The 19,371-nt window shown below is 33.8% G+C and carries 16 protein-coding genes; 2 read left to right on the plus strand and 14 right to left on the minus strand.

What is annotated here, in order from left to right; all coding sequences use genetic code 11:
• Window positions 1-15 precede the first annotated feature (15 nt).
• The 4 genes from ilvB to SOM12_RS11880 form a co-directional block, all read right to left on the minus strand.
• Complete coding sequence (ilvB, locus tag SOM12_RS11865; protein ID WP_320493563.1) at window positions 16-1,704, minus strand: biosynthetic-type acetolactate synthase large subunit; 1,689 nt, start codon at window positions 1,702-1,704, stop codon at window positions 16-18.
• A gap of 152 nt (window positions 1,705-1,856) precedes the next feature.
• On the minus strand, window positions 1,857-3,530 hold the full coding sequence (gene ilvD / locus SOM12_RS11870; protein ID WP_095929305.1) for a dihydroxy-acid dehydratase: 1,674 nt from the start codon (window positions 3,528-3,530) through the stop codon (window positions 1,857-1,859).
• Window positions 3,531-3,801: 271 nt separating this feature from the next.
• Window positions 3,802-4,920 (minus strand): 3-isopropylmalate dehydrogenase, encoded by a 1,119-nt coding sequence (gene leuB / locus SOM12_RS11875; RefSeq protein WP_250836111.1) that lies wholly within the window; start codon window positions 4,918-4,920, stop codon window positions 3,802-3,804.
• A gap of 61 nt (window positions 4,921-4,981) precedes the next feature.
• The gene (locus tag SOM12_RS11880; RefSeq protein WP_320493564.1) at window positions 4,982-6,157 is read right to left on the minus strand and encodes a 2-isopropylmalate synthase; all 1,176 of its coding nucleotides are present in this window, start codon (window positions 6,155-6,157) and stop codon (window positions 4,982-4,984) included.
• Between the two features lie 155 nt (window positions 6,158-6,312).
• Here SOM12_RS11880 and SOM12_RS11885 point away from each other — a divergent pair, with 155 nt between their 5' ends.
• Complete coding sequence (locus SOM12_RS11885; RefSeq protein ID WP_320493565.1) at window positions 6,313-7,857, plus strand: hypothetical protein; 1,545 nt, start codon at window positions 6,313-6,315, stop codon at window positions 7,855-7,857.
• A gap of 301 nt (window positions 7,858-8,158) precedes the next feature.
• Here SOM12_RS11885 and SOM12_RS11890 read toward each other — a convergent pair whose 3' ends face one another.
• Window positions 8,159-9,814, minus strand: a complete 1,656-nt coding sequence (locus tag SOM12_RS11890) for a M1 family metallopeptidase (RefSeq protein ID WP_320493566.1) — start codon at window positions 9,812-9,814, stop codon at window positions 8,159-8,161.
• Between the two features lie 166 nt (window positions 9,815-9,980).
• On the opposite strand from SOM12_RS11890, the gene SOM12_RS11895 reads away from it, so the two are divergent.
• The gene (locus SOM12_RS11895; protein WP_320493567.1) at window positions 9,981-10,679 is read left to right on the plus strand and encodes a carbohydrate-binding family 9-like protein; all 699 of its coding nucleotides are present in this window, start codon (window positions 9,981-9,983) and stop codon (window positions 10,677-10,679) included.
• On the opposite strand, the gene SOM12_RS11900 is transcribed toward SOM12_RS11895, so the two are convergent.
• The 9 genes from SOM12_RS11900 to hisG all read right to left on the minus strand — a co-directional run bounded on the left by SOM12_RS11900 (window position 10,680) and on the right by hisG (window position 19,069).
• Window positions 10,680-11,279, minus strand: coding sequence for a hypothetical protein (locus SOM12_RS11900; RefSeq protein WP_320493568.1), 600 nt, complete (start codon window positions 11,277-11,279; stop codon window positions 10,680-10,682).
• Between the two features lie 147 nt (window positions 11,280-11,426).
• Complete coding sequence (gene hisIE, locus SOM12_RS11905) at window positions 11,427-12,026, minus strand: bifunctional phosphoribosyl-AMP cyclohydrolase/phosphoribosyl-ATP diphosphatase HisIE (protein WP_320493721.1); 600 nt, start codon at window positions 12,024-12,026, stop codon at window positions 11,427-11,429.
• Between the two features lie 80 nt (window positions 12,027-12,106).
• A complete protein-coding gene (gene hisF / locus SOM12_RS11910; protein WP_320493569.1) occupies window positions 12,107-12,862 on the minus strand; it encodes an imidazole glycerol phosphate synthase subunit HisF in 756 nt (251 codons plus the stop codon).
• 86 nt (window positions 12,863-12,948) lie between these two features.
• A complete protein-coding gene (gene hisA / locus SOM12_RS11915) occupies window positions 12,949-13,674 on the minus strand; it encodes a 1-(5-phosphoribosyl)-5-[(5-phosphoribosylamino)methylideneamino]imidazole-4-carboxamide isomerase (RefSeq protein ID WP_320493570.1) in 726 nt (241 codons plus the stop codon).
• A gap of 85 nt (window positions 13,675-13,759) precedes the next feature.
• Window positions 13,760-14,341 carry an imidazole glycerol phosphate synthase subunit HisH gene (gene hisH / locus SOM12_RS11920; protein ID WP_320493571.1) on the minus strand — a complete coding sequence of 194 codons (582 nt, stop codon included), beginning with the start codon at window positions 14,339-14,341 and terminating at the stop codon, window positions 13,760-13,762.
• A 94-nt stretch (window positions 14,342-14,435) separates the two neighbouring features.
• A complete protein-coding gene (gene hisB, locus SOM12_RS11925; protein WP_320493572.1) occupies window positions 14,436-15,572 on the minus strand; it encodes a bifunctional histidinol-phosphatase/imidazoleglycerol-phosphate dehydratase HisB in 1,137 nt (378 codons plus the stop codon).
• A gap of 108 nt (window positions 15,573-15,680) precedes the next feature.
• Complete coding sequence (gene hisC / locus SOM12_RS11930) at window positions 15,681-16,727, minus strand: histidinol-phosphate transaminase (RefSeq protein WP_320493573.1); 1,047 nt, start codon at window positions 16,725-16,727, stop codon at window positions 15,681-15,683.
• Window positions 16,728-16,824: 97 nt separating this feature from the next.
• Window positions 16,825-18,105: a histidinol dehydrogenase gene (gene hisD / locus SOM12_RS11935; protein WP_320493574.1), complete on the minus strand. Its 1,281-nt coding sequence runs from the start codon at window positions 18,103-18,105 to the stop codon at window positions 16,825-16,827.
• A gap of 106 nt (window positions 18,106-18,211) precedes the next feature.
• Window positions 18,212-19,069 carry an ATP phosphoribosyltransferase gene (hisG, locus tag SOM12_RS11940; RefSeq protein WP_095929293.1) on the minus strand — a complete coding sequence of 286 codons (858 nt, stop codon included), beginning with the start codon at window positions 19,067-19,069 and terminating at the stop codon, window positions 18,212-18,214.
• Between the last annotated feature and the right edge of the window lie 302 nt (window positions 19,070-19,371).

A 19,371-nucleotide genomic window follows, 5' to 3' on the forward strand; every position in this document is an offset into this window, starting at 1 on the left:
CCTGAAACTTTTTTCTTAACTTAATCTAATTTCTGATACACAAGCTCCTGTTGGAATCATTGGGAAAACGTTGTTTTCTTTTTCGACTACAACTTCTAAGAAGTATGAATCTTTTGATGCCAGCATCTCAGCGACCGCTGCATCTAGATCTTCACGCTGTGTAACTTTTTTAGATTTGATATGATATCCTTCAGCAATTGCAACGAAATTTGGATTAATCATTTTTGTTGAAGCATATCTGTTATCAAAGAATAATTCCTGCCATTGGCGAACCATTCCTAAGAATTCATTGTTTAGAATAACAATCTTCACTGGAACTTGAGTTTGGAAAATGGTTCCAAGTTCCTGAATTGTCATTTGGAAGCCTCCATCACCAATAATCGCTACTACTTCACGCTCTGGTTTTCCCATTTTTGCTCCAATTGCAGCAGGCAATGCGAATCCCATAGTTCCTAATCCGCCAGAAGTAATGTTACTTTTAGTTGAATTGAATTTAGCATAACGGCAAGCAAACATTTGGTGCTGCCCAACATCTGAAACGATAATAGCATCTCCTTTTGAATGTTTGTTGATCATTTCGATAGTTTCTCCCATCGAAATTCCTTTACCATTTGTTGGATTTAATTCTTCTTTTATCACTGAATCATATTCAACTTTATTTAATTCCTTAAATTCATTGTGCCATAAATCATGAGATTTTGCATCAAGAAGTGGCAATAAAGCTGCTAAAGATTCTTTTACATCTCCTAAAACCGCAATTTCTGTTTTCACGTTTTTATCAACCTCTGCAGGATCAATTTCGAAGTGAATTACTTTTGCTTGTTTTGCATAAGTGCTTAATTTACCTGTAACACGATCGTCAAAACGCATTCCGAAAGCAATTAAAACATCACATTCGTTTGTTAGTAAATTTGGCGCATAATTTCCGTGCATTCCAAGCATACCGACGTTTAGAGGATGATCTGTTGGCAAAGCCGAAAGTCCTAAAATTGTCCATGCTGCTGGAATTCCAGCTTTTTCAATCACCGCTTTAAACTCAGCTTCCGCCTGACCCAAAATAACTCCTTGTCCAAAAACAATAAAAGGTTTTTTGGCACTATTGATTAGAGCTGCAGCTTCGGCAACTTTATCTAAGTTTAATTTTGGAACTGGAACATAACTTCTAATTCCTGTACATTTTTCATAACTAAATTCGAACTCATCAAATTGAGCGTTTTTAGTAATATCTACCAATACAGGTCCTGGACGACCAGAACGAGCAATGTAAAATGCTTTTGCAATAATTTCAGGAATTTGAGAAGCTTCAGTTACCTGAAAATTCCATTTTGTAACCGGAGTTGAAATTCCGATAATATCTGTTTCCTGAAATGCATCAGATCCTAATAAATGTCTTCCAACCTGCCCTGTAATACACACTAACGGAGTTGAATCGATTTGAGCATCTGCAATACCAGTCACTAAATTTGTAGCACCTGGTCCAGAAGTAGCAATTGCCACCCCTACTTTTCCCGTAGCTCTTGCATAACCTTGAGCTGCATGTGTTGCACCTTGTTCATGACGTACTAAAACGTGGTGTAATTGATCTTGAAATTTATATAATTCGTCGTAAACTGGCATTATCGCTCCACCTGGGTAACCATAAATTAAATCTACTCCTTCTGCTAATAAACATCTTATAACGGCTTCTGCCCCTGATATTTTCATAGTATATTGTTTTTTCAATGTCAATTTCAATATCAAACTTCAATGGCAATAGCAAAAATCAATTTTAAATTAATCTTTTATATTTTTTTATTATAATCGCTACTGACTTTTGATATTGTAATTGTTATTGCTTTTTGAAATTGTTATTGTAATTAATTATCGGTTACACATCCTGTTGATGCACTCGAAACCGATCTAGCGTATTTAAGTAAAACCCCTTTGTCAACTTTTAATTTCGGCTGAACCCATGCCGCTTTTCTTGCTGCAAATTCTTCGTCAGATATCTTCAGGTCGATTGTATTTTTCACAGCATCGATAGCGATTAAATCTCCATCTTTTACTAGTGCAATACCACCACCGTCATATGCTTCTGGTGTAACGTGACCTACCACGAAACCGTGCGAACCGCCCGAGAATCTACCGTCTGTAATTAGTGCACAACTGCTTCCTAATCCAGCTCCAATAATCGCAGATGTAGGCTTCAGCATTTCAGGCATTCCCGGACCACCTTTTGGCCCACAACCCCTGATGACGACTACATTACCTGGTTTAATCTTTCCGGCTTGAAGACCTGGAATTACTTCAAATTCACCTTCAAATACAACAGCTGGTCCTTCGAAATATTCTCCTTCTTTACCGCTGATTTTTGCCACAGCACCTTCAGAAGCAAGATTTCCGTATAATACCTGAATATTTCCTGTTGGTTTTAATGCTTTTTGAATTTCATGAATAACTTCTTGTCCGTCTTGTAAATCTGGAGTTGAAGCTAAGTTTTCTGCAACTGTTTTTCCTGTTACGGTCAAACAATCTCCGTGGATAAGTCCCACTTTCAGTAAGTATTTCATAACTGAAGGAATACCTCCAACTTCGTGGATATCTTCCATCATATACTTACCACTTGGTTTCATGTCTGCTAATACTGGTGTTCTATCGTTAATAGCTTGAAAATCATCTAAAGTGATTGTAACTCCAACAGAATGTGCCATTGCAATTAAGTGCATAACAGCGTTTGTAGAACCACCTAAAACAGCTACGATTGTAATAGCATTTTCAAAAGCCTTACGAGTCATAATGTCTCTTGGCTTGATATCTTTTTCCAATAATATTTTGATTGCTTTTCCAGCTTCCAAACATTCGTCTCTTTTCTCTTGACTCAAAGCAGGATTAGAAGAACTGTATGGTAAGCTCATTCCTAATGCTTCGATTGCAGAAGACATTGTGTTTGCAGTATACATACCGCCACAAGCACCAGCCCCTGGACAAGCATTCTGAATAACACCTTTAAAATCTTCTGGAGTGATTTCGCCTTTTACTTTTTTACCTAAAGCTTCAAAAGCAGAAACGATATTTAGAGATTCTCCTTTCCATTTTCCAGAGTGAATAGAACCACCGTAAATCATCATTGACGGGCGATTCAATCTTCCCATTGCAATTAATGCACCTGGCATATTTTTATCGCAACCAGGAATTGCAATAATACTATCATACCATTGCGCTCCAGCAACAGTTTCGATAGAATCTGCAATTACATCTCTAGAAACCAGCGAGTAACGCATACCTTCAGTTCCGTTAGAAATACCGTCACTGACACCAATGGTATTAAAAATAAGTCCGACAAGATCCGCATCCCAAACACCTTTCTTAACATCTTTTGCTAAATCATTAAGGTGCATGTTGCAAGTGTTACCATCGTAACCCATGCTCACAATACCAACTTGTGCTTTCTTTAAATCTTCTTCAGTTAAACCAATTCCGTACAACATCGCTTGTGCCGCTGGCTGTGTTTGATCTTGTGTGATGGTCTTGCTGTACTTATTTAATTCCATTATTGCTTTTATTAATTTTTAATTTTTTATTCAAAAAAAAACCTTCCAGTATTTGGAAGGTTTGTAATATAGTCTTTCAATTATATTTATAACATTCCCGATGCAGATGTGTGAATCACATTGACAACAACGACAGAAGTAATAATAATTGAGATTTGCATCATTTATTTTTTTAGTGTCACAAAAGTAAGTAAACTTCTGGAAGTAAAAAAATAAAATCTCAACATTTCAAAGACTTCTTGTTATTATCTTCACGTTTTAACAAAAAATATTAAACAATTGTAGATTGTCCAATACTTACATTATCATTATTAAAATACAGCAAATCGTCTTTGCTGAAAATAAAATTAGAAACGAACTCTCCTACTTCGTTTGTTCCAAATTTTGAATCTGGTTTCAAATCAACTGTAACTACTTTGTATTCAATTGCTTTCTCTACGGCTTTATAGATTACATGAGCTTCTTTAGTTAATCCAAAATGTTCTAACAAAAGCGCTGCCGCTAAAATCGAAGCAATCGGATTAGCTATGTTTTTTCCTTTTGCCTGCGGATATGATCCGTGAATTGGCTCAAACAAAGCATTTTTTTCTCCTAAAGACACTGATGGCAATAAACCAATAGATCCTGTAATTACACTTGCTTCGTCTGATAAAATATCTCCAAACAAATTCTCAGTCAAAATCACATCAAACTGTTTCGGATTTAAAATCAGCTGCATGGCTGCATTATCCACAAACAAGAAATCAAGTTTAACATCTGGATAATCTTCGCTCACTTTCTGAACTACTTTTCTCCACAATCTTGAAGTCTCCAAAACGTTTGCTTTATCGACCATTGTTAGCTTTTTGCGTCGTTTTTGTGCCGATTTAAAAGCTAAATGTGCAATTCTAGTAATTTCTTCTTCTGAATATTCACATAAATCTGAAGCGTGTGTTCCTTCTTCATTAAGTGTTTTTGTTCCAAAGTAAGCTCCACCAGTTAATTCTCTAAAAATCGTAAAATCAGCTCCTTCAATAATTTCTCTCTTTAAAGGAGAAGCTTCAATTAAGGCTTTATAAGGTTTTATAGGACGAATATTAGCAAACAATCCTAATTCTTTTCGCAGTTTTAATAATCCTTGCTCTGGACGAACCTTTGCATTTGGGTTGTTATCGTATTTTGGATCCCCAATTGCACCAAGCAAAACTGCATCTGTATTTAAACAAAGATTCAGAGTTTGTTCCGGCAAAGGACTTCCTGTTTTATCGATAGCAACCGCTCCCATGAGCGCTTCCTCAAAAACAAATTCATGATTATACACTTCGCCAATGGCGTACAAAGCTTTCTTAGCTTGTAAAATTACTTCAGGTCCAATTCCATCTCCTGGTAAAACTGCTATTTTTAAATTCATAATCTCTCGCTATTTATGTCTTTAAATCCTTATTGTTCCTTAAAATTCTTATTTTGAAATATTAGTTTCTGATTAAGTCTCCTTCTATTTTAGAAGCTTCAATAATTTGGTGAATATCTGCGTCTACAACTTCTTTTTTAATATCAGCGAATTTCAAGAATTCGATGTAAACGATATCCAACTGTACTTTTGTTAATTCGTAACCTACTTTTTTAGCACGGTAAGCCAAAGCAGCTCTTCCGCTTCTTGCTGTCAAAATGATTGAAGATTCATTAACACCCACGTCTAGCGGATCCATAATCTCGTAAGTTGCTCTGTTTTTGATTACACCGTCTTGGTGAATTCCAGAACTGTGTGCAAAGGCATTTGCTCCAACAATTGCTTTATTTGGCTGTACAATCATTCCCATACTTTCAGAAACCAAACGGCTCATTTCGTTCAATTCTCTTGTATTGATGTTTGTGTCTAAATTTAAGTAAGGGTGTTGTTTGAAAATCATTACCACTTCTTCAAGCGCAGTATTTCCAGCTCTTTCACCAATACCATTAATAGTACATTCTATTTGTCTTGCTCCATTGATAGCTCCTGCAATTGAGTTTGCAGTTGCCATTCCTAAATCATTATGACAGTGACATGAAAGGATTACGTTTTCGATTCCTTTTACGTTTTCTTTTAAGTATTTAATTTTTGCTCCGTATTCTTCCGGAAGACAGTATCCAGTAGTATCAGGAATATTCAATACAGTTGCTCCAGATTTAATAACTTCTTCACAAACTTTAGCTAAGAACGCATTATCTGTTCTACCTGCATCTTCTGCGTAGAATTCTACATCTTCTACATAAGATTTAGCATGCGCTACAGCAAATTTTGCTCTTGCAATAATATCTTCAGGCGTAGTTTGTAATTTGTGGAGTATATGAGATTCTGAAGTTCCGATTCCAGTATGGATTCTTGGTTTCTTAGCGTGCTTTAAAGCAGCTGCTGCAACATCAATGTCGTTTTTTACGGCTCTTGTAAGTCCGCAGACGGTTGCATTTTCTACAATTTTACAAATCTCAGAGACCGATAAAAAATCGCCTGGACTTGACACAGGAAAGCCTGCTTCGATAATGTCAACTCCCATTTTGTCTAGTCGTTCTGCGATAACTAATTTTTGCTTAGTATCTAACTTACATCCTGGAACTTGTTCACCATCTCGCAATGTGGTGTCAAAAATTTGAACTTTCTCTCTATTCATATTCATTTATTTAATGTAATTTCACATCTTGATAACAAATATATATTGTACTATTACAGTATGAAATTCATTTTAATGAAATTATACTGTTCATAAAACGTTTTATCTTACATCAACTAACTTATAATCAGTAAGTTATATTATTATTTTTTACAATGGCTAACCATCAAAAAGATTTCTTATTTGTTCTAATCAAATCACTTTCGAAATCAGAAAAAAGGCAGTTTAAAATTTTTGCAAGCCGATTAGAAACGAGTTCAAACACAAAATTTATCGAATTATTCAATATTTTAGATAAATCTGAAGTTTATGATGAAAAACTCATTCTTAAAAGTGGTATTATCCAAAAAGTACAGTTATCTAATTTAAAATCATACTTATACAAACAGATTCTAGTCAGTATAAGATTAAATATCCCTAGCCAAAACATTCGTTATCAGCTTCGAGAACAAATGGATTTTGCCGTTATTTTATATAATAAAGGATTATACAAGCAGAGTTTAAAAATTCTAGATAAGACCAAACAGCAAGCTTTAGAAAATGACGAAAAATATATGGCGTATGAAATTGTTGAATTCGAAAAACTAATCGAATCGCAATATATTACCCGAAGTATTCAAGGACGTGCTGACGAATTGGTTGTTCAGGCCAAAGAGTTAAACTACCGAAATACGATTTCAAGTAAATTATCTAACTTATCGCTTCAGCTATACGGCATCATGCTAAAAACGGGTTACGTAAAAAGTGATGAGGAATATAAATATATAGACGACTATTTTAACAGACATATTGCAAAACTAGACGAAAGCAAGTTTGGTTTCCGCGAAAAATACTGGTTTTATAATGCTAATCTTTGGCGAAGCTTTCTGGTACAAGATTTCTTGGCGAGTTATAAATTTGCTTATAAATGGGTTCAGCTTTTTTATGATAATCCAAATATGATTTATCTTAATCCTGTGTTTTTCCTAAAAGGAAACCACTATTTTCTCGAATCGCTTTATATGCTGAAATATACCTCGAATTTCAAGAGATATTTGAATCTTTTAGAAGAAACCATTGCAGACCCTAAGTTTCCTTCAAATGATAATCTTGCATCATTGTCTTTCTTATATGTATACAACAATAAATTAAATCTACATATTTTAGAAGGTACTTTCGCGGAAAGCGAATATTTAATTCCTGAGATTTTAAATAAACTGAAATTACACAGCGAACATCTTGATGAGCATCACGAAATGTTGTTTTTCTATAAAATTGCTTCTATTTATTTTGGTAACGAAAAATACAATGAATGCATTAATTACTTAGATAAAATCATCAACAACAAAAACTTGACCATGCGCGAAGATTTAATGTGCTTTGCAAGATTATTGTCTCTGATTGCACATTATGAGCTTGGAAAAGATTATTATTTAGAAAATCATTTGAAAAGCACGTATAAGTTCTTATTGAAAATGAACGATTTGCACGAAGTTCAAAAAGAGATTATCAAGTTTTTAAGAAACCTAAACAACTTCTACCCTGCTGATATTAAAAAGGAATTCAAAAAAATGCATACTCGTTTCGTAGAACTTGAAAAGAACACCTACGAAAAAAGAGCTTTTTTATATCTTGATATTATTTCGTGGCTGGAAAGCAAAATCGAAAACAGAAAAATTGCTGATATTATAAAGGAGAAAGCGAAATTGAACAACAGATAAATGTTTTAAATTACAATAAAGAAATTCCAAATTCCAATCAAAAGGGTTGAAAAACTTTGTTTTTCAACCCTTTTTGTCATCCTGAGAAACGAAGGATCGCACTCGTAAATCAACAAAGATTGGAGAATTACCTTTCGATAGTTTCTAGTGTGATCCTTCGTTCCTTATGATTACATACTAAACGCTAAAAACAGCAAACTCGACAGGTTTAAAAAAACTGTCAGGTTTAATAACCTCAAAAAAAAATCCCAAACTCCGATAATTGGAATTTGGGATTTTATATATTGAAAATTAAAAGATTTTATTCAACTATATTAGAAGTCGTTACATAGAAATCTTTATCTACTTCTACTTTTCTGTCTTCACTTGTTGTTTTTACTGATTGCCATTCTGTAGTTGGTTTCAGCCAAGTTTCAACACCGTTTAATTTTACTCTTACTGGCATATCAAATTTAGAAACACAGTTTGTCCAGTGGTAACCGAAAGTTCCGTTTTTAAACATATATTCAAAAACCGGGATTTGAGTTGTAGTTAAATATTGTGCAAAAACTCTGTTGAAGTTAATTCCTGACTGGTCGTTGATATAATCTTGAATCTGTTTTCCCGTAACTGTTTGGTGATAGAAGGTCTTATTCATACCTCTTAAAATCGATTTCCATTTTGCATCATCATTGATTACCTGACGAATCATATGTAGCATTGAAGCTCCTTTTGGATACATATCGCCAGAACCTTCATTATTCACATCATAATGTCCGATAATTGGAATATCATTTTGAATATTTTTTCTACAGCCAATTACATACTCTGCACCAGCTTCTTTTCCGTAGTAATACTCCACAAAAAGGCTTTCTGAATAGTTTGTAAAACTTTCATGAACCCACATATCAGCGATATCTTTATAGGTAATATTATTGGCATACCATTCGTGGCCCGATTCGTGAATAATGATAAAATCAAACTTTAATCCCCAGCCTGTTCCACTCAAATCACGTCCTAAATATCCATTTTTATATTGATTGCCATAAGTTACAGAACTTTGGTGCTCCATTCCTAAATATGGAACTTCAACCAATTTATAGCTGTCTTCGTAGAACGGATAAGGTCCGAACCAGCTTTCAAAAGCTTTTAGCATTTTTGGAGCATCTTTAAACTGCTCTTTTGCTAAAGCTAAATTGTCTTTTAAAACATAATAATTACAGTCTAAATTTCCTTTTTCGCCTTTAAAAACCTCAGAAAAATTCACATAATCACCAATATTGATGTTTACACCATAATTATTGATTGGGTTTGAAACATACCAATTGAAAGTTTTAGTTCCGTCTTTTTCTTTTTTAACGCTCTGTAATCTTCCGTTAGAAACTTCCGTTAAATCTCCTGGAACATTTACGCTAATCAACATATTCTCCACTTCATCGTACATATGATCTTTACAAGGCCACCAAACGCTCGCGCCTAAACCTTGACAAGATGTCGCAATAAAATCTTTTCCGTTTTTATCTTTTTTCCAAGAGAAACCACCATCCCAAGGAGCTCTAACAGCTTCTTTAGGTTTTCCTTCAAAGAAAATTACGATTTCTTTTACTGCACCAACTTTTTGCTTTTCTATTAAAGTAATAAAGAAAGCATTTCCATTTCTTTCAAATTTTAAATCTTTACCATTCTGAGTCACTTTAGTAATATTCATTGGCTCCTGTAAATCGATCTGCATACGATTGTTCTCTGTTAAAACAGTATAACGAACAGTATTTGAACCTGAAATAAATTTCTCTGAAGGCTTAACCTTTACATCAAGGTGATAATATTTTAAATCCCACCAGGCTCTTTCTTTTGTGATGCTTCCGCGTAAAGTATCCTGATGTGTAAAAACGGTTTCTGACTTATTTAAAAGTCCCTGAGCATTGGCAGAGAAACCAACCAAAAAGGCGATAAAAATGCCACTAAAGTATTTTTTCATTATTTATAAATTTGTACAAAATAAAGGTTTTAAATCAGTTTATTTTCAACAAATGTAAACATTCATATCTAGTATTTTAAAATTTTATGATTTCCGGCAGAAAAAAAAATCACTTATTTCAATTAATCTTCTCTATTTTAGTGGTTTTAAAATACTAGAATCATATATGAGATTTGGCACAATACTTTCGTCTTTACTGGTAATAATTGCAACTACTGTTAATTCACAAAATATCCTCATTCATAAAACAAATAAAAAAATAAAAATCGACGGTGATTTAACCGACTGGAAAACGCCTTTTCTTGGCCCTTTTGTAATTCATAATACAGGAGAAAGCGCCACTCAAAAAACCTTCGTCTCACTTTCTTGGAATAATAAAAACCTTTACATCGCTTACAACTGCACTGATTCTAAAATTGTTGGGACGCTACAAGCAAAAGATTCACAGATTTTTCAAACAGATGATTTAGCTGAAATTTTTCTTGATCCAGACGCAGACAGCCAAAACTATATTGAAATTGGTGTAAACGCATTTTCAACAAACTATGATTTACTTTTAAAATGCATTTCAGAAGGATGTGGCGGATGGAATACCTCAATGGATTTTGACATTAAAGGCTTAGAAACTGTCAGTAAAATCAATAAAGACGGATACACTGTAGAAATAAAAATTCCTTTTTCTAGTCTTAGAAAAATTAAAAATGGCGGTTTTTCGAAACCTAAAGTCGGAAATAAATGGAAAGGAAATGCTTTTAGGATTGATTACGGTAACACAACCGAATATATTGCTTTACAGCCTTATAATAGTTTAAAGTTTGGTTTTCATCAGCCGCAAGAATTTGCAGTTTTTGAATTTGTGAAGTAATTATAAAACGGGAAAAAATTGTACTTCTGTTGGCTTAAAATATTCTGCATTCTCAACTAAAAACTTAAAAGCCGTATTAGTTTTTGTCATTTTATAAACTTCAAAAATAGACTTGCTGCGCACAAAATGAGCATTTTGATAAAATCGATCATTAAAATTTCCATAAAATGTATACGTATCCAAAAACATAGAAATCCCTTTCTTTAGAATTGTAGGATTTACAAAAGCTTTGGGCAAGAATATATCGAGAAAAGTATTATTATCTACATACAACTCTCCAGTACTTTCATTAATTGGATAAAAATTTCCATACGGAGATCTTTCCAGAAACAAAATCATTCTCTGTCCTTTTTTTAATTCTTTATTTCTGGGATCACATAGCCACTCTTTCCAGATTGCTACATTAATTTTTGAGCTAGATTTTCCTTTTATGAACTCACTTATCGTGAACTCATATTCATTTTCAGAAACTTTAGAAATAGTTCCGTCAACAATCAAAACAGCTTTAGAAATAACCATCGAATATGGCATTACATTTTTTTTAAAGCCATAATTTAAACTCGGAACCAAAAGCAAAAACAAGTATAGAACTAATCGCATAAATATATTATTTAATACTAAAATACTATATTTTTTGTTATTTCGAGTGAAGGGAGAAATTCCCTCTATAGATCGACAAAGATTGAATACATTCTTTGCGGAATTTCTAGTGTGATTTCTCCCTTCGGTCGAAATGACAAGCTTGTGTTACTTTTGGCGTCCCTTCAAAACCTCCACAACATCATTCAATTGATATCCTTTTGCTTGAAGCAGAATCAAATAATGAAACAATAAATCAGCGCTTTCGCTAAGGAACAAATCATCATTATCATCTTTAGCTTCAATAACAACTTCTACAGCTTCTTCCCCAACTTTTTGAGCAATTTTATTAATTCCTTTTTCAAATAAAGAAGCTACATAACTTTTCTCTGAATCAGCATTTTCTCTGCGAGTTTTGATTGTGTTTTCTAATTGAGAAATAAAACCATAATTCGCATCATTTGGCTCTTGCCAACACGTATCAGCTCCTGTGTGACAAGTTGGTCCAACAGGTTTTGCCTGAATTAAAAGCGTATCTCCGTCGCAATCATTTTTAATGCTTACTAAGTTTAAAAAGTTACCACTCTCCTCACCTTTTGTCCAAAGTCTTTGTTTAGAACGGCTAAAGAAAGTTACTTTTTGTGTTTCTATTGTTTTTTGAAGCGATTCTTCGTTCATATACCCCAGCATCAGAACATTTTTTGTTTCTGCATCCTGAATGATCGCCGGAATTAATCCGTGTGCGCTTTTGATATCGATGTCCATAATTATTTTTGATTTTTGATTTCAGATTTTAGATTCTTAAAACTGAAATTGATTTTTTATTTATTGATTGAAATTTGGATTTTTTACAACCTTACTTCAATACCATTATTCTTAAGTTCTTGTTTCAAAGCTTTGATTTCGATATCCTTAAAGTGAAAAACGCTTGCCGCTAAAGCTGCATCAGCTTTTCCTTTTTTGAAAGAATCTACAAAATGCTGAATATTTCCAGCGCCTCCCGAAGCAATAATGGGAATATTTACTAGTTCTGAAAGTTTAGCCAAAGCTTCATTTGCAAAACCGTTTTTAGTTCCGTCATTATCCATCGATGTGAACAAAATTTCTCCAGCACCACGTTCTGCAACTTCCACAGCCCAATCGAATAAATTTAACTCAGTTGGAACTTTTCCACCAACCAAATGTACAATCCATTGTCCGTCAATTTGTTTAGCATCGATTGCCACAACAACGCACTGGCTTCCAAATTTCTGAGCCAAATCATTAATCAATTGCGGATTTTTTACTGCTGATGAATTAATTGAAACTTTATCTGCTCCATTATTCAACAGAATATCAACATCTTCAACAGATGAAATCCCACCTCCAACCGTAAACGGAATATTGATTTTCTCTGCGACGCTTCGCACCATGTTTACCAGTGTTTTGCGCCTTTCTTCTGTTGCAGAAATATCTAAGAAAACCAATTCATCCGCACCTTCAGCCGAATAAATTTCAGCTAATTCAACAGGATCTCCAGCATCGCGCAAATCCACGAAATTAACGCCTTTTACGGTTCTTCCGTTTTTTATATCTAAGCAAGGTATTATTCTTTTTGCTAACATTTATCTAATGTGTTAATTAGAAAATTATTCAATTAGATAATTAATTTACACAATCTGCAAATTAATTATCTAATTATCAAATTTTCTCATTTACTAATTATAAAATTCTCTAGTTGTTTCAAGCTAATTCTCCCTTCGTAAATCGCTTTTCCAATTATGGTTCCTTCGCAACCTAATTCGGCAAGCTTTGGCAATTCGTCAAAAGTTGAAATTCCGCCAGAAGCGATTAGTTTTACGCCTTCAGCTTCTGCTAAAATTTTACTGTATAAATCAAAACTTGGACCTTGAAGCATTCCATCTTTGGCAATATCGGTACAAATAACATACTGAATTCCTTTTGATTTATAATCTTGAATAAACGGAACCAAATCTTCATTAGATTCTTCTAACCATCCAGAAACGGCAATTTTTTCATCTTTAGCATCAGCGCCTAAAATGATTTTTTCTGAACCGTATTCTGAAATCCATTTTTCGAAAATTGCTCTGTTTTTTACGGCAATACTTCCGCCAGTTATTTGGTTTGCACCGCTTTCAAAAGCAATTCTCAAATCGTCATCCGATTTTAATCCGCCTCCAAAATCAATTTTTAAGCTCGTTTGATTGGCAATTTGTTCCAATATCTTATAATTGACAATTTTGCTCGATTTTGCACCGTCTAAATCTACTAAATGCAGATATTCGATTCCGTGTGCTTCAAATGATTTCGCTACTTCAAGCGGATTTTCATTGTAAATTATTTTAGTATCATAGTCACCTTTGGACAAACGAACGCATTTTCCTTCAATGATATCTATGGCTGGTATTATTCTCATGCTTTTAATTTTAGATTTCTGATTTTAGATTTTAGATTCTAAAAATTGAAATTGATTTTTTGAAATTTTGATTGATATTGAAATTTTACATTTTTAAAAAATTTCCTAGAATCTTTTCGCCAACATCACCACTTTTTTCTGGGTGAAATTGAGTTCCGTAAAAATTATCTTTTTGTAAAGCCGATGCATATTCAACGTCGTAATTTGTTGTAGCAATAGCTTCATCACAATTTGGCGCATAAAAACTGTGAACTAAATACATGAATTCATTTTCAGAAATACCTTTAAATAAATCGGTTTTTAAATCATAAATCTGATTCCATCCCATTTGTGGCACTTTTACATTGTTTGAAAATTTCAAAACATCAACATCAAAAATCCCTAAACCTTCTGTATTTCCTTCTTCTGTTTTGTTGCACATCAATTGCATTCCGAGGCAAATTCCTAAAACAGGCTGTTTCAATTCTGGAATCAAACTTTCCAAACCGCTTTCACGAAGTTTTGCCATCGCTGAACTCGCTTCGCCCACGCCCGGGAAAATCACTTTATCGGCCGATTTAATTTCGTCCGGATCATTACTCAAGACTGCCTTAAAACCCAATCTTTCAATAGCAAACATAATGCTCTGAATATTTCCTGCTCCGTAATTTATAATTACTATTTTCATTATTTTTTTGTTTGTTTTGTTTCAAGTTTAAAGTTTCAGGTTTCACGTTCTGTTGAGCAACTTGAAACTTGAAACCTGAAACTTGAAACAAATTTTAAAGCATTCCCTTTGTTGAAGGCAAAATCATTTTCTCAGTATCTCTTTTTACGGCTACTTTTATCGCTTTTGCGAAAGCTTTAAAAATGGCTTCAATTTTATGATGTTCGTTGATTCCTTCTGCTTTGATATTTAAGTTGGCTTTTGCGCCGTCTGTAAATGATTTAAAGAAGTGATAGAACATTTCTGTTGGCATTTTACCTACCATTTCGCGTTTAAATTCGGTTTCCCAAATCAGCCAGTTTCTTCCTCCAAAATCAATTGCTGCTTGTGCTAGACAATCATCCATAGGAAGACAGAAACCGTAACGCTCGATTCCTAATTTGTTTCCTAACGCTTTCGCGAAAACTTCTCCTAAAGCAATTGCAGTATCTTCTATGGTGTGGTGTTCATCTACTTCTAAATCGCCTTTTACAATAATTTCCAAGTCCATTTGACCGTGACGTGAAATTTGATCTAACATATGATCAAAAAACGCAATTCCAGTATCGATTTTGCTTTTTCCTGTTCCGTCAAGGTTTAAGTTGATGTAAATATCCGTTTCGTTTGTTTTACGAGTAATAGAAGCAGAACGCGCTTCTAATTTCAAGAATTCGTAAATCTTCTTCCAATCCATTGATTGCAAAACGATTGTATCATTTAATTCTTCACGTTTAGATGAAATTTCATTGCTTCCAATTCCATCTGTATCGTTCATGAAAATGGCTTTTGCTCCCAAGTTTTTAGCCAGTTCCACATCTGTTAAACGGTCACCCAAAACAAAAGAATTAGCCAAATCATATTCGGGATTGTTCAAGTATTTAGTCAGCATTCCTGTTCTTGGCTTGCGGGTTGGTGCGTTTTCTTCTGGAAAAGTTCTGTCTACGAAGATTTCATCAAAAACAACTCCTTCATTTTCAAAAGCTTTTAGAATAAAATTCTGCGTTGGCCAAAAGGTATCTTCAGGAAAACTATCCGTTCCTAAACCGTCTTGATTGGTTACCATTGCCAATTCGTAATCTAATTCATTAGCGATTTTAGCCAGATATTGAAACGCCTTTGGATAAAACTCTAGTTTATCTAAGCTGTCTAATTGTAAGTTTTCAGGTTCTAAAACAATCGTTCCATCACGATCGATAAAAAGTACTTTTTTCATGTTTTTATTTTTGAGAATAAAGAAAAAAGAGTAAAAAAAATAGACTTTTCATTCTAGCTCAAAAGTTCTTTCATTTTTTTCTTTCTTCTTTACTCTATATTCTTTCTTCTATTTCAACAATTTCAATTCTCTAATTACAACTGCATTTTCTTCTTTCGTTCCAATTGTAAAACGAAGGCAATTTTCGCATAAAGGCTGTGTTGTTCTATTGCGAATAACGATTCCTTTTTCAATTAATTGATCGTATCTTTTGTTAGCATCATCTACTTTGGCTAAAATAAAATTGGCTTCTGTTGGATATACTTTTTCAACAAAACTTACTTCAAGTAAAACTTTAAGCAATTCTTCTCTTTGCTTGATGATAGAAGCTATTTCTTGTTTTATTTTGTCAGAATCTTTCAAACGTTCTTTCGCTCTTTGCTGTGTCAATTCGTTTACATTATAAGGCGGTTTAATTTTATTCAAAACCGAAACCACAGCTTCAGATGCATAACAGATTCCTAAACGAATTCCTGCCAAACCATACGCTTTTGAAAGCGTTTGCGTAATCACTAAATTTGGATATTCGTCAATTTCTGTCAGCCAGCTTTCTTTATCTGAGAAGTCAATGTAAGCTTCATCAATAACGACTAGACCTTTAAAGTTTTGAAGCAATTTCACGACACTTTCATCTGAAAATGAATTTCCTGTCGGATTGTTTGGCGAACATAAAAAGATGATTTTAGTATTTTCGTCAACCGCTTCTAGAATCTTTTCAACTTGAGGTTGAAAATCTGTCGATAGGAGAACTTCTCTGTTTTCAACAGCATTAATATTCGCTAAAACGCCATACATTCCGTATGTTGGAGGAAGCGAAATGACATTATCTTTTTTAGGTTCACAGAAAGCTCTAAAAAGCAAATCTAAAACTTCGTCGCTCCCGTTTCCTAATAAAATCTGATTTTGCTTTACTAAATTATTTTTAGCTAAAATAGCTTTAACTGAATTCTGCTGCGGATCCGGATAACGGTTTACTCCATTTTGAAACGGATTTTCATTGGCATCCAAAAAAATCATTTCTGCTGTATCAAAATCTTCAAACTCATCTCTTGCAGACGAATATGGTTTTAAGGATTTTACGTTTTCACGTGTTATTGTATTTATATCGAATTTCATTTTTATTTATTTTTTAGAATATAGAATAAAGACGATAGACTCTCTTCTGATTTGCAGTTTTTTTACTCTTTGTTCTATATTCTATACTCTTTTCTCTTTATAAACTCTTCAATCTTAATGTTACAGCATTTTTATGCGCCTGTAACCCTTCGGCTTCAGCCATAGTTTCGATGGCGCTTCCTATATTCAGAATTCCTTCTTTAGTAATTTTCTGAAAAGTCATCGATTTCATAAAACTGTCTAGATTTACACCGCTGTAATTCTTTGCATAACCATTTGTTGGCAAAGTATGATTCGTTCCTGAAGCGTAATCTCCGGCACTTTCAGGCGTGTAATTTCCAATAAAAACAGAACCTGCATTTACGATTCCGTTACAGTAGAAATCATCATATTCAGAACAGATTATAAAGTGCTCTGGTCCATATTCGTTGATTAAATCTAAAGCGATTTGATCGTTTTCCACATAAATCAATTTCGAATTTTCGATCGCTTTTTCTGCAATCGCTTTTCTTGGAAGCACTTCTAACTGAGATTGTATTTCTTTCTCTACTTCTACAATTAGTTTTTTTGAAGTCGAAACTAGAATCACTTGGCTATCTGTTCCGTGTTCTGCTTGAGATAATAAATCTGAAGCCACAAAAGCTGGAACTGCTGTATCATCGGCCACAATTAATAATTCTGAAGGCCCTGCAGGCATGTCAATTGCAACTCCAAATTGCGTTGCCAATTGTTTTGCTACCGTTACAAATTGATTTCCTGGTCCGAAAATTTTATATACTTTCGGAATGGACTGTGTTCCAAAAGTCATTCCTGCAATTGCCTGAATTCCTCCAACTTTTAGAATTTTAGTTACGCCACATAAATTCGCCGCATATAAAATTGCTGGATTAATTTTGCCTCTTTTATCTGGTGGCGAACACAATACAATTTCTTTACAACCCGCAATTTCAGCAGGAACCGCCAACATTAAAACAGTAGAAAACAAAGGCGCTGTCCCTCCAGGAATGTATAAACCAATTTTTTGAATTGGTCTTTTCTCTTGCCAGCAATTTACTCCTTCAATTGTTTCCACTTCGACTCTTTCTGTTTTCTGAGCGTTGTGGAATTTATAAATATTTTCTTTTGCTAATTCAATAGCTTCTTTTAATTCATTAGGAATCAAACTAATCGCCTCAGTTATTTCTTCTTCTGAAACTTCATAATTGTCTTGTGAAATTCCATCAAAAATCGAAGTATATTTTGCTACAGCTTCATCTCCTTTTCTTTGTACTTCTTTGAAGATTTCTTTTACTGTAACTTCAATATCATCAACGGTTTGAGTTGGCCTTTTTAATATTTCTGACCAGATCTCTGGTTTTGGATTATCTATTTTATTCATTATTTTTTTCGCTTTAAGCTTTAAGCTATACGCTATAAGCTAATTAACTTTGTGTATTTTTTTCCGGCCTTAAGCTTAAGGCTTACTGCCTAAAGCAGGCAAAGCCCTACAGAACCATTTTCTCGATTGGGCAAACTAGAATTCCTTCTGCTCCTACTTCTTTTAGCTGGTCAATTACATCCCAGAAAGTATCTTTGTCGATTACAGAGTGAACACTACTCCAACCTTCTTGAGCGAGAGGAAGAACCGTTAAACTTCTCAAAACGGGAAGGATTTTTCCAACCGCTTCGATTTTATCGTTTGGAACGTTCATTAGGATATATTTCGAATTTCTAGCTCTTAAAACCGCTTGAATTCTGAATTTTAAAGTATCAATGTGTTTTTGAATTTCTGGAGAAACTTTTGGAGAAACTGCTAAAACCGCTTCGCTTTTTAAGATTACTTCAACCTCTTTTAAGTTGTTTTTAAAAAGTGTGCTTCCGCTTGAAACGATATCTACAATTGCATCTGCAAGTCCAATATTTGGCGCAATTTCCACTGAACCAGAAATTTGGTGAATATCTACCTTTATACCAAATTTACTGAAATATTCGTTAACCGTGTTTGGATAAGAAGTTGCAATACGAAGATTGGCTAAATCTTGAACCGAATTGTATTCGAAAGTTTTTGGAACCGCTACCGAAACTTTGCATTTTGAGAAACCTAGTTTCTGAACGACTTCGATTCCTTTTCCTTTTTCTACCAAAAGATTGTCGCCAACGATTGCTAAATCTACTACTCCATCAATTAAATACTGTGGAATATCTGAATTTCTAAGGTATAAAACTTCAAGAGGAAAGTTTGAAGCTTCTGCTTTTAACTGATCGATTCCGTTGTTGATTGAAATACCGCAGTCTTTTAGAATTTGAATGCTGTCTTCGTTTAAACGACCCGATTTTTGAATTGCAATTTTTAAAGTACTCATTTTTTTAGTTGTTTGTTGGATTAATAGTTTGAGTACAAAGAGAGTTAGAATTAAAAAACCCGTTTGATGTACTCAAACGGGTTTTAAAATATGATGATTTACATGCATACCATTAACACATCGCTTGAGAGCAATAATGTAAATGATGATGATGTAATTGAATTGAAATCATGATTGGTTTTGTTTTTTACTTCTTTGATTCGGTTGCAAATATACTAGATAAAATAATTAAAAAGCAATTTTTAATTTAACTTAACGATAGTTTATTGTTAAAAATCGTTTTCAACTGCATTTTACTTGAT

The sequence above is a fragment of the Flavobacterium sp. CFBP9031 genome, from assembly GCF_034044945.1.
GTDB lineage: Bacteria > Bacteroidota > Bacteroidia > Flavobacteriales > Flavobacteriaceae > Flavobacterium.